Genomic DNA, 11,440 nt, shown 5'->3' on the forward strand with positions numbered 1-11,440 from the left:
GGTAGTTCGATGCAGGGATTCGCGCGGGGGGAGTTCAGGAACGCATCCCGCAATCGCCGTGCGGCATTTCTCGCCGCGCTGCTCGTCGTCGTGACGCTGCTCGCCGGCTGTGACATGGGGGCCGCGATGCGCGCGGCGCGCGACAAGGCGAAGGAACAACGCCGCGAAGCGTCGCAGGGGGCGGTGACCGCCGCGTTCGCCGCGGTCACCGACGAAGAGAGCCAGAGGCTCGCCCGGACGCTCGACGACGCCATCGACGCCGGCGACACGTCGGGCCTGATCGGTCTGTTCGATACGGAATCCTTCCTCGCGCTGATTCTGCAGCAGCCGGGATACGAGAGCGTGGACCCCGAACAGTTCCGCCGCGGGTTCGAGAAGGGCGGCGTCAGCGGCGACGACATCCTGCGCCGGCTCGTGTCGGATACGTCGAAGATCGTTACCCCGGACGGCGACTACCACCGTCTGCGGATCCACGAACGCGACGGCAGGAAGACCGCGCTCTTCCGCCTGATCGGCAACGACGCGCGACTCAACTATCACGAGTTCGCCTTCAGTCGCGGCGTCGACGGGCGCGCGCGAATCGCCGACGTCTACATCTACGCCACCGGCGAATGGCTCAGCCAGTCGGTCGGACGTCTGATGATCGCGGCCATGGGTCCGATGGAAGGCAGAATGTCCCAGGCTGAATCGGAGGCCGCGGATCGCGAGCTCGCCAACTTCACGAAGGCCCGACTGCTGGTCGAGAAAGGCGACTACGAAGGACTCGATGCGCTCGTCGCGACGATGTCTCCGGAGATGCAACGCGAGAAGTTCATCATCGTCATGCAGATCAGCGCGGCAGCGCCCGACCAGGAGCGCCTGATCCGACACTCCGACCGCCTGGCGGAGCTTTACCCGAACGATCCGGCGACCTTTCTGATGTGCTCCGACCGCTACCACGTGGAAGAGCGCTACGTCGAGGCTCTGGCGATGATGGACAAGCTCGCCGCGCACGTCGGCGGCGATCCCTATCTTTCTGCCTACCGTGCGGAACTGCTCTGCTCGCTCGATCGACTGCCTGAAGCGCGGGCCGCCGCGGAAGCGGCTTATCAGGCCGACCCGTCGAAGGACCTGGGGCTCGACGCGGTCTACGCGGCGCTCGCGAACGTCGCCGTTCTGGAGGGCGAATTCGACGAAGCCGCCTCCTGGATCCGCGAACTCGCCGATGTGCGGCAGATCCCGATGTCCTACGCCTGCGACTATATCCGTCGCGACGATCCCGCCTGGCAGGAGTTTCAGGAGACCGACGTCTGGAAGAAGCTGGCGAGAGAGTGAGATATCGGCGTGATCGACCCTTCGAGGCCTCTCCGCCGCCGGCGCTCCGTCCGCACGCTTCGGCTCCGCTGAAAGCAGGCTTCTCTTGCACTTCCTCTGCTCCACCTTCGGCAGCTCGGGCGACGTCTTTCCGATGCTGGGGCTCGCGCTGGAACTCCGCGAGCGGGGGCACGACGTCGCGTTCATGACCAGCGCGCAGTACGGCGATCTGGTCAGGCGGCATGGCCTGCCGTTCGAACCGCTCGGCGACGAGGCCGATTTCCAGGCCTGCGTTCGCCATCCCGATGTGTGGCATCCGCGCCGCGCGTTCGGGCACATCTTCCGCTCGATCCGGCACGTCTTCGTGCAGCAATACGAAGCCCACGCCCGGCTTGCACAGGGCGGCGACGCGGCGGCGATTACCAACTGCTTCGGCTTCGGCGCGTTCGATGCGAGGGATAAGTTCGGCCTGCCCGTGCTGACGCTGCAACTTCAGCCGGCGGGCATCTGGAGCGATATCGAACCGCCGACGCTGCCCGGCCTCTTCGGACCGCGGTGGATGCAGAGCGCCTGCCTTCGCATCGGCGAGCGGTTCGTCATCGACCGGACGGTCTGCCCGTTCCTGAACGAGCGGCGTCGCGAACTGGGCCTGCCGCCGATCCGTCGAATCGTGCGATGGTGGAACTCGCCCTCGGGCGTGCTCTGCATGTTCCCGGAGTGGTACGCCAGGCCGCAGACCGACTGGCCGACGCCGCTCGTTCAGACCGACTTCCCGCTTTGGAACGACCGCTCCGACGAAGCGTTGCCTGCCGAGGTCGGCGCCTATCTCGCCGCGGGCGATCCGCCGATCGTCTTCACGCCCGGCTCGGCCAACGCTCACGGACGCGCGTTCTTCCAGGCCGCCGTCGAGGCCTGCGTCGCGCTCCGGCGGCGCGGCATTCTGCTGACGGAGTTCGCCGAGCAGGTTCCCTCGCCGCTTCCGCCCGGCGTCGTTCGATTCGCCTACGTGCCGCTCGACCGGCTGCTTCCGCGCGCGGCCTGCTTCGTCCATCACGGCGGGATCGGGTCGATGTCGCAGGCCATGCTGGCCGGCATCCCCCAACTGCTGACGCCGCTCGCCCACGATCAGTTCGACAACGCCGCCCGCGTCCGTCGCCTCGGCGTCGGCGATTCCCTTCCCGCGACGCGCATCACGGCGAAGCGACTGACCGACATGCTGCAACGGCTGCTTGCGTCGTCAGCGGTTGTCGACGCAAGCAGCCGCATCGCGTCGCGGCTCGCTCCCCACGATGGATTACGCCGCTCGGCGGTAGCAGTGGAAAGGCTGGTACAGGCTCGATAAAGACAGGAACAGCTTGTCGTCAGCAGGACCGGCAAGTAGAAGAGAAACGCCCTTCCGTCGATGAGCCGAGCGATGCCGAAGTACCGGGTAACGATCAACGGTCAGAACTTTCTCGTCGATATGGACGGGAAGCTCGCGAAGCATGGCTTCATCACGTTTCGATTCGCCGAAGCGGACGATCCGAAGCTCGCGGAGAACGACGCCGTCGATGCGATCCGTCGAACCGAACGGCTGCGGGAACTGGTGAAGAACGGACCCGACGATCCGCCGATCATGGACGTGACCGAGATCGTCGAACTGGTCTCGTTCGACGACGTCGACAACCTGGAGCCGGGCTTCCTCTGGTACGACGAGACTCCGCGTCGGTGGTGGCAGTTCTGGAAGCGTTGAAGCGATTCGGTACGTTCTTCATCGCTCGGACAGGCATCAGTCTCGATAGCGATCCTCATCGGCGCTCGTCGTACCGATCGAGATCAACTAGGCCAGCGCCGCGACTCGCTCTTCGTACCGATCGAGCGGGGACTGCCTGCCCCCAGGTCGCCCTCGCGGAGCGATCAGTCGCTTCCCTTGACGCCGGGCAGCAGACCCTTCGGCACGGCGAAGACGTAGATCAGGCTCGGCTGGTCGGCGAGGAAATCGTTGTCCGTCGCGACCAGCAGCGTCCTGCGTCCGTCGGGCAGGTCCGGCCCGAACGTCAGGCCTTCGATCTTCGACGGGATCGACGGCCCCGCCAGACCGAATCGCGGATCGAGCAAGTCCATAAAGAGCGTCTTCTTCACCGGGCGAACGTCCGGGGGGAGGTCCTGCGCGGGAAGGGCTTCCACCGCGCCGACGTCCGTGGCCTCCGAAAGGTCGATCTTATAGAGCCGCTTGACGACGGCTTTCTTGCCTTCCTTGCCGTCTCGCTCGATGACGAGGTACTCGTCGCCGCCCATCGACAGGATTTCGTTGAGCCCGAGCTTGGGATCTTCGAGCACGTACACGAACTGTCGCGTCGCGCCGGTCGCCAAGTCGACTTCCAGCAGACGACAGTTCAGGCCCAGGCGCTCGCCTTCCGCGTCGAGAGCGCCGTCCTGAAGGAGCGGGCCCTGCATCAGTCCGATCAGACGCCGACCGTCGGCGGAGATCGCGAGACCCTCCATGCCCCGATTGTCCTGGCGACCGCGCGTGGCGGAGTCTTCGTCGCCCGTGAACGAAGGGTCGGCCAGAAACATCTCGGGAACGGGGATCGTTCGCCGACGTCGACCGGCAGAGTCGAAGCCCGCGATCGCCGGGCCGTATTCGTCCGACACCCAGATCATTCCGTCGCGGGACTGTCGAAGGCCCTCCGGATCGAGTCGACGTGCGGCTTCCTGCGGTCGCGCCGGGTCGATCGCCGCGGTACCGAGCAGGTTGCGACCCCGCTCGTCCTGCAGCATCGTCGTCGACGTCAGGGCGAAGTCGAACTTCGGCTTCGTTCCGGCATGCAGGGCCAGTTCGGCCGTATGGAACCGGCACCGGTACTGCGTCGCGCCGTCAGCCGGTCCTCGATCGGGCAGCACGAGGTAACGTCCGTCGCCGAGATGCTCGATCGCGGAGATGCCGCCGAAGCGGTCATGCGGCACGTCGCCTTCGAGCAATTCCGTGAGGCCGGAAGCGTCCCGGGAGTCGCCTTCGATCTCGATCGTGGCGAGCCGCTCGATCTCGTTTCCGGACAGGCTGCCGCAGATCGCGAACAGTGCGGCGACGGCCGCGTTACGAAGCGCTCGAATCATGCCGGAACTTCTAACGGTGCGAAGGAACGAGCGACGGAGCGCGGAGCGAGGTCGTCGGGAAACGTCAGCAGGTTCAGGACTTCGATTGGAGGTCGAACGTCAGCGGCTGCTGTCCGCCCTGGACCTCCTGCTCCAGCGTCGTCTGGGCGTTGTAACGGGCGGGCACGAGTTCCGGGACGCCGGATTCCGCGCTCTGATCGCCGCGCGTGCTGATCGAAACCTTGTGCTTGCCCGGCAGAGCGCCCATCTGGTCCGAAGAGTATCGGAGTTCGAACCGCCCCTGATCGTCCGTCGTACCGAGCGACGGCCGACCGTCTTCGGGACGGAAAACGACCTCGGCGTTCGGAAGCGGTTTTCCGTCGAGCGTCACCGTCCCGGTGACCGGCGTCAGTCCGAGATCGCCGCCGCAGCCGACGAACAGCGACGCCGTCATCGCGATCGCGAGCGCCCCGATCCGTCGGGCAATTCGAAAATCAATTCGTCGGTAGCGGGCCAAGGTCTCGTCTCCGCAATCAGGCGCTGTCGGGGGAAGGAACGCGGTCCGGCTCGTCGCGTCGTCGCGGACGAACCGGAGTCGTCCGGCGTTCGGAACGTGCATCGGCGGCTCGGGAATCACTCCAGGGTGACGACCGCGCCGTCGCCCATCTGGCCCATGGCCTGCCAGGTGGCGCCGTTCATGTTGGCGCTGAAGAAGCGAACCGAGCCGTCGCCGAGCAGGCCCTGGACCCCGTAACCGCCCTTTTTGACGGTACCCGTGTCGCTGGCTCCGCCGTGATTGCTGGCCGAGGCGTTGTTGTTGAGGCCGTTGACGACCCAGTTCGGGTGATTCTCGACTCGGATGAGCGTCGAATACTTGTTCCCGGAGTCGTTGGCGCCGCCGGGGCACTTGCCGACCCAGACGCTGCCGCGACGCTTCTCGGAGTCGGCGCCGTCCCAGAAGCGCTCGACGACCAGGAGCGTGTTGGACGTGCCGTCGATGATCGAAGCGATCTTCGTCTTGCTGTTGTAGAACATCGCGCCCCGGGTATGGGACGGCGATTTATTGGCGTAGTCGGCGTTCGAGCCGCTTCCGCAGACGGCCGCGTAGGACGACCGAGCGTGCCCCACGCCTCCGTTATCGCCGCCCAGCGCGTAGGCGGTGTGCAGTTCTCCGCTCGCTTCGCTCGGGCACTGAAAGACGCTCAGGACGGTCATCGTCTGGGCGTTCGGCGCGGCCGGAAAGTTCGGACCGTTCGGAGCGAGCTGGTCGTACAGCGTTCCCTGCTCGATGAACGGCAGGATGAACGTACCCCAGCCCCAGCCGCCCGTGACGGCCGTGCGACTGGGCTCCGCAGCCGCGGGGCTGACCGGCGTGCCGTTATTGAGATAGGCCATCGCCCCCGGCGGAAAGCACTTGAGCGTGTCGTGGTAGTTGTGCAGGCCGATCCCGATCTGCTTCAGGTTGTTGCCGCACGACATGCGGTTGGCCGCTTCGCGCGCCGCCTGCACGGCAGGCAGCAGCAGCGCGACCAGGACGCCGATGATGGCGATCACGACCAGGAGTTCGACTAACGTAAAACCGCGCGAAGGCTTCTTCATAAAGATCTCGCCAGTGGTCGCATCGCGTCTCGGCATCGATGAAGATCGACGCCATGAAACGGAGAAGAAACGGAGAGGAAACGATGAAGAGGCGAGTATCGAGATGAAGAATGAAGAAATCGTGAAGCATCGATGAATTTCCGGCGTGACTTCGTTCGCGCGATAATGAATTCCGGCTCCGCGATGGCTCTACCTTCGCGATCGGTCTTCATGCGTCAACGCATCGCGGTCGCCGAACCGACCCGCTACATTCGACTCGCCGACGAGCAGTCGCAGCGAACCTGGAGTTTCTCGTTCCCAGGCGCGAAGCGGCGAGCGATGGACCGATCGATGCAACCCTGAACAGCGAGTTCCGACGAATGATTCAGCTCGGCGCCCACATGTCGATCGCGGGCGGCTACTACAAGGCCGTCGACGAAGCCGGTTCGTTCGGCATGGAGGTCGTCCAGATCTTCACGAAGAACAACAACCAGTGGGCCGGCAAGCCGATCGCCGACGAGGACGTGAAGCTGTTCCGCGACGCGCTGACCCGGCACAGCGTGGGGCAGCCGATCTCGCACGCGTCGTATCTGATCAACCTCGCAGCGCCGTCGGACGAACTGTGGGAGAAGTCCATCGAGGGGATGGTCGTCGAACTGCAGCGGGCGGAGATGCTCGGCGTGAAGTACGTCGTCGTCCATCCGGGCGCCTTCACCACGACCTGCGAAGAAGTCGGCATCGAACGCGTCGCGACCGCGGTGAACCGCGTGCATGAACAGGTCCATGCCGACGGCTTCCAGGCCGAGATCCTGCTGGAAAACACCGCCGGCCAGGGGTCCTGCCTGGGGCATGACTTCACCCATCTCGGCGCCATGCTCGAGCGGATCGAACAGTCCGATCGCGTCGGCGTCTGCTTCGACACGTGCCATGCGTTCGCCGCGGGGCATGGCTTCGCCGACGCCGACGACTTCGATCAGATGAAGCGGCAGATCGACGAAGCGTTCGGCCTCGACAAGATCCGCGCCGTCCATCTGAACGACAGCAAGAAAGCCCGTGGCAGCCGGGTCGATCGCCACGATCACATCGGCGAAGGGCTGATCGGCCTCGACGGCTTCCGACGGTTCGTGACCGATTCGTTCTTCAGCAAGCTGCCGATGTATCTGGAGACGCCGAAGGAAGAACGCGACGGCGAACACTGGGACTCGATCAACCTCCGCACCGTCCGCGACCTGGCCGCCGGACGTACCATCCTCGCCAAACCGAGCGCGCCCGCAGCGGCAGCCGACGGTAAGGCGACGAAGGCGAAAGGTCCCGCGAAGAAGGTTGCTGCAAAGAAGGGCTCTGCGAAGAAGAGCGTCGCGAAAGTCGTCGAGGCGCCGCCGAAGAAGGCCGTCGTGAAGAAGGCTACCGTGACGAAGGCTCCCGCGAAGAAAGCCGCCCCCAAGGCGCCGGCGGCGAAGCAGCCCGCCGCGAAGAAGAAGTCCGCTCCGCGAAAGAAGTCGCAGGCGTGACCCGCCGCAAGAAGCCGCAGCGCCCTGCCCCGGGCGCCGCGCCGTTCGAGGCCGTGCGGAAGGGTTACGAGGCGCTCGGGCCGCAGGCCTACTATCAGGAGCATGGCGCCGGCTATCGCAACCCGCACGAGGCGACGATCGCCGAACTGCTGCGTCAGGTCGCGCTCGACTGGAAGCTCGATCTCTCCCGGGTCCTCGACCTCGCCTGCGGCAGCGGCGAAGTCACGCTCGCCCTGCGGGATCTCGTTCCCCCCGATCAGGCCCGCACCATCGAAGCCTGCGATCCGTTCACGCAAGACGCTTATCGCGAACGGACCGGTACCGAAGCGTTCGACTGGTCCTTTCAAGCCATCGCCGAGGGGGCGCTCGACGACCGTCGCTACTCGCTCGTCGTCTGCAGCTTTGCGCTTCATCTGTGCGAAGCCTCCTGGCTACCCCGCGTGGTTCAGGCGCTCGCCCGGTCGACCGACGATCTCCTCATCCTCACCCCGCACAAGCGTCCCGAGTTGAAGCCCGAATGGGGCTTCGACCTCGCGGACGAACGCCTCCACGATCGCGTGCGTGCGCGGCGGTATCGGCTTAGGGCTTGATCGCCAGGATGCCGTCGGCGGAGGAGCCGGCCCCGCAGGCGGGTCGTTGGCGCGGGCGTCACGGTCGCGCCGATCATCGCCGGCATGCGGATTCGAGAATACGCGCGACTTCCGGCTCGAATCGTCGCAATGAGTCGCTCGTTTCGAGAAGGTCGATGTTGACCTTGTTGGACATGGCGACGATCAACACGAACAAGTTCTGTCTCGCGACTCCCAGCTTCGGCCGCTCCGCGGGAGACTCCGATAGGCGAAGCAGCTTAGCGGCGTCTGCACTGTTCGCTGTCTCAATGATCCACGCGTCTAGCATCTGGACGTGGCTCGAATCAGGCTCCGGACGAAGGAGGCCCACCAGGAGCGAAACGCCGTGCAGGCGAGCGAGAATCGCGGCGCATTCGTCGACGTCGCCCTTTCCGAACCAGCCCGCGGAAAAACTTTCAGCGATGGTGAAATTACAGGCGAGATACCGATCGGATTCGAGAAGACCTCCGATTTCGATCGCGATTCCGAGGAGATCGATCACCGGCCGAAATTCGAAGATGCCGCAATTTACGAGACCGACGCCGTAGACCGTCCGCACGGTCCAGAGCAAGCAGCGCTCCCGCAGTTCCGCTTCGCCCGGACGCGCCTCTGCCGCCTTCCGTCGCAGGAGATCAGCGACCTTGGGAACGGCGAAGTCCGCGGCGGCTTTGAAGGCCTCGGTTCGCTCGGCGTCGGTAATGCTCGACTGCATCGACGTGCAGTCGAGCACGTTTAACGCCGGTAGGAACTCGCGGATATCGACGCGATCGATATCGACCACCGCGACTGCAAGCAGGCCATCGAACCAGCGCTGCCGGTCGTTTGCCCTAATCGCGAAGACCGCGGAACGATGAGCGAAAGTGAACAGGGCGTAGAGGCTGTCCGTCGTGAGCGCGCTTCTTCGCGCTTCGCGGCTTTCCGCAGAAAGCCCGGCGAACTCGCGACAGAACGAACGCAACGGTTCGTCGGCGTCGCTGGTCGGAAGACGGAGCAGGTCGCCTTCGCCGCGCCAGGTGTCGTAACTCGGCAGGACGAGATCCTGCGCCGCGGCGATTCGCTGTCCCGGTGCGACCGGCTCGCGTTCGGACGTCGGATCGTTCGAGGACATGCGAGCCCGCGCTTCGGAGAAGGAGTATCGAGGCAATCAATCCATGCCGGCATCGAGCATGCAGTTTGCCGTCCGATTCGATCGATTCGCGCTCAAGGCGCTGCGGCGACGCCGCCCTGCCGCTAATCGATCGACTAAACGGGCTTGACCGCCAGCACGCCGTCCGCAGGCGATTCGGTGCGGTAGAGGCGGGCGTCGACGAAGCCGACGGAACGGAGGAGTTCGTCGTACTCGGCGAAGGTCCGCTCCTTGCCTTCGGTGCAGGTGAGCATGTTGAGGTTCTGCATCTGGGCCCAGGGCGGGCCGGACTTGTCGTCGGCCAGAACCTTCTCCACGATCAGCAGCGCCCCGCCGGGCGGCAAGGCGTCGAAGATCCGCGTCAGCAGCGCCACGATCTTCGGCACGCTCCAGTCATGCACGATCCGCCCCAGTGCGTAGAGGTCGCCCGGCGGCAGCGGATCGACGAAGAAGTCTCCCGCGATGACTTGAAGGCGATCGGCGACCGGGGAAGCGCCCGTCATCTCGCGGGCCAGTCCGACCGCTTCGGGCAGATCGAAGACCACGCCGCGAAGATGGCCGTACCGCTCGCAGGCGGCGATGGCCAGATGGCCCGTCGCTCCGCCCAGGTCGACGAAGGTCTTATAAGGAGTGAGATCGACGGCCGCGACGACGGCGGGCGAACTGATCAGGCCGAAGCCGTGCATCCCCATCAGGAACTCGCGCTTCGCAGGCTCGTCGCGGAAGAAGTGCGAGAAGATCGGCCCCTCCCAGCCGTAGACCGCCGTCCAGCGATGCGACCCCTCGCGGACGGCTCCCTCCAGGTCGCCCCACAGCTTCCACCCCGCGTCGTTCGAATACTTCAGATACCCCGTCATCCGATCGGGGCTCGTCGAGGTGAGATACTTCGTCGCGACGTCCGCGTTGGCGTAGTCGTCGCCCTGCCGGCGGAGAAAGCCGATGCCGACGCAGGCGTCGAGCAGGCGCTCTAATCCGTCCTCGCTGCACGCCAGCCGCCCGGCGAGCGAGGCCAGCGACTGCGGACCCTCCGCCAGCGCGTCGAACACGCCCAGTTCCACCGCGGCGAACATGACCTTGGAGCGTCGGAAGCCCTGGATGCAGTCGAGAACGAGCGCGGCGTCGGAGGCGGACATGGCGGGGTCGAGCGGAGGGGAGAAGTTTCGCGGAAGCGCGACGATTCTATCGCGTTCGATTTCCTGAGCGGAGGGCGTGAGCCCTCCGAGTTCGTGGCGCGATCGATCCGTCAACGTCGAAGACTCGGAGGGCTGACGCCCTCCGCTCAGAAGGTTGCATGTCGCCTGTAAACGCTCTCCCGCGGAACTTTTCTCCTGAAAACTCGTCGAACTTCCGCTCTTTCCGCGACGGACGCCCAGCGGTCGCCGCGAACAGATAGACGACGCACGGGGACGAGGAAATCTTTTGAACGAGCCCGACGACGTCTCGACGATGCTGCGGCTCCGGGAAGGAGACGCGGACGCGTGGGACTCGCTGTACCGCCGGTACAGGGAGCGCGTCTGGCGCTATGTCGCGAACGCGACCGGCGCCGGCGAAGAGACGGTCGCTGATCTCGTGCAGGAGACGTTCCTCGAAGCGGCCCGGAGCGCCCGATCGTTCGACGCCGCGAAAGGGACGGCAGCCGGCTGGATCCTCGGCATCGCCAGTCGGCGGATCGCCGATTCCTGGCGGAAGACCTACCGAAACCGTCGGCTGCACGAAAGCTTCGCCCGATCGTTGGACGCCGGGGCGCTCGATGGTCACGCGAGCAGTGCGGGAAACGGCGCGACGGGCGAAGGCTCGGCAGCGCTCAGCGAACCCGAACGGCGCCTCTCCGCGAAGGAGCGGGCGGGCGCGGTTCGCGAAGCGCTCGCCTGCCTGCCGGGCGACTACGCGGAGTTGCTCGCAGGCAAGTACTTCGACGATGCGACGCTCGACGATCTGGCCGCAGCGCGGGGCGAAAGCGCCGTCGCCATCAGTTCGCGGCTCGCCCGGGCGCGGGACGCCTTGAGACAGGCGCTTCGCCGCGTCCTGCCGGATGAATTCAAGAACCCCGTGAATGATCGCCCCGTGACGGATCGGGGAGAACGACCTCCTCCCGCCGAACCCGCGGAGACGCCGGTCGCGTCCGCAACCGAACGCCGCAAGCCTGACTGACTGACCGACCGTTACCTGCACATGACGTTTATGGCCATACGCTCCTTCGGGTGGCACTGGCTCTGCCAGTGGGACATCCGATTTCGCTTCGCCGTCAT

General features: G+C 65.6%; 12 protein-coding genes. 7 read left to right on the top strand and 5 right to left on the bottom strand.

From position 1 onward, the window contains the following. The first annotated feature begins 9 nt into the window (after positions 1–9). The 3 genes from SH602x_RS00190 to SH602x_RS00200 all read left to right on the top strand — a co-directional run bounded on the left by SH602x_RS00190 (position 10) and on the right by SH602x_RS00200 (position 3,025). Positions 10–1,314 (top strand): tetratricopeptide repeat protein, encoded by a 1,305-nt coding sequence (locus tag SH602x_RS00190; RefSeq protein WP_479474887.1) that lies wholly within the window; start codon positions 10–12, stop codon positions 1,312–1,314. A gap of 85 nt (positions 1,315–1,399) precedes the next feature. Next, the gene (locus SH602x_RS00195) at positions 1,400–2,635 is read left to right on the top strand and encodes a glycosyltransferase (protein ID WP_479474888.1); all 1,236 of its coding nucleotides are present in this window, start codon (positions 1,400–1,402) and stop codon (positions 2,633–2,635) included. A gap of 60 nt (positions 2,636–2,695) precedes the next feature. Then, positions 2,696–3,025 (top strand): hypothetical protein, encoded by a 330-nt coding sequence (locus tag SH602x_RS00200; RefSeq protein ID WP_479474889.1) that lies wholly within the window; start codon positions 2,696–2,698, stop codon positions 3,023–3,025. A gap of 164 nt (positions 3,026–3,189) precedes the next feature. Here the strand turns inward: SH602x_RS00200 and SH602x_RS00205 are convergent, their stop codons facing one another. The 3 genes from SH602x_RS00205 to SH602x_RS00215 all read right to left on the bottom strand — a co-directional run bounded on the left by SH602x_RS00205 (position 3,190) and on the right by SH602x_RS00215 (position 5,967). Beyond that, a complete protein-coding gene (locus SH602x_RS00205) occupies positions 3,190–4,389 on the bottom strand; it encodes an esterase-like activity of phytase family protein (protein WP_479474890.1) in 1,200 nt (399 codons plus the stop codon). 73 nt (positions 4,390–4,462) lie between these two features. Beyond that, complete coding sequence (locus SH602x_RS00210) at positions 4,463–4,822, bottom strand: transthyretin-like family protein (RefSeq protein WP_479474891.1); 360 nt, start codon at positions 4,820–4,822, stop codon at positions 4,463–4,465. A 179-nt stretch (positions 4,823–5,001) separates the two neighbouring features. Continuing rightward, positions 5,002–5,967 carry a DUF1559 family PulG-like putative transporter gene (locus tag SH602x_RS00215; protein ID WP_479474892.1) on the bottom strand — a complete coding sequence of 322 codons (966 nt, stop codon included), beginning with the start codon at positions 5,965–5,967 and terminating at the stop codon, positions 5,002–5,004. A gap of 210 nt (positions 5,968–6,177) precedes the next feature. On the opposite strand from SH602x_RS00215, the gene SH602x_RS00220 reads away from it, so the two are divergent. Genes SH602x_RS00220 through SH602x_RS00230 form a run of 3 tightly spaced genes read left to right on the top strand, consistent with a single transcriptional unit; the run spans position 6,178 to position 8,047 of the window. Then, on the top strand, positions 6,178–6,309 hold the full coding sequence (locus tag SH602x_RS00220; RefSeq protein WP_479474893.1) for a hypothetical protein: 132 nt from the start codon (positions 6,178–6,180) through the stop codon (positions 6,307–6,309). Positions 6,310–6,326: 17 nt separating this feature from the next. Continuing rightward, complete coding sequence (locus tag SH602x_RS00225; protein ID WP_479474894.1) at positions 6,327–7,457, top strand: deoxyribonuclease IV; 1,131 nt, start codon at positions 6,327–6,329, stop codon at positions 7,455–7,457. Beyond that, on the top strand, positions 7,454–8,047 hold the full coding sequence (locus SH602x_RS00230; RefSeq protein WP_479474895.1) for a class I SAM-dependent methyltransferase: 594 nt from the start codon (positions 7,454–7,456) through the stop codon (positions 8,045–8,047). Before SH602x_RS00225 ends, SH602x_RS00230 begins: the two co-directional genes overlap by 4 nt. A 73-nt stretch (positions 8,048–8,120) precedes the next feature. On the opposite strand, the gene SH602x_RS00235 is transcribed toward SH602x_RS00230, so the two are convergent. After that, positions 8,121–9,173, bottom strand: a complete 1,053-nt coding sequence (locus SH602x_RS00235; protein ID WP_479474896.1) for a hypothetical protein — start codon at positions 9,171–9,173, stop codon at positions 8,121–8,123. Between the two features lie 134 nt (positions 9,174–9,307). Further along, positions 9,308–10,438, bottom strand: a complete 1,131-nt coding sequence (locus SH602x_RS00240; protein ID WP_479474897.1) for a class I SAM-dependent methyltransferase — start codon at positions 10,436–10,438, stop codon at positions 9,308–9,310. Positions 10,439–10,610: 172 nt separating this feature from the next. Here SH602x_RS00240 and SH602x_RS00245 point away from each other — a divergent pair, with 172 nt between their 5' ends. Next, positions 10,611–11,342: an RNA polymerase sigma factor gene (locus SH602x_RS00245; RefSeq protein WP_479474898.1), complete on the top strand. Its 732-nt coding sequence runs from the start codon at positions 10,611–10,613 to the stop codon at positions 11,340–11,342. Positions 11,343–11,440: the final 98 nt, after the last annotated feature.

Source organism: Lignipirellula cremea (assembly GCF_056501455.1).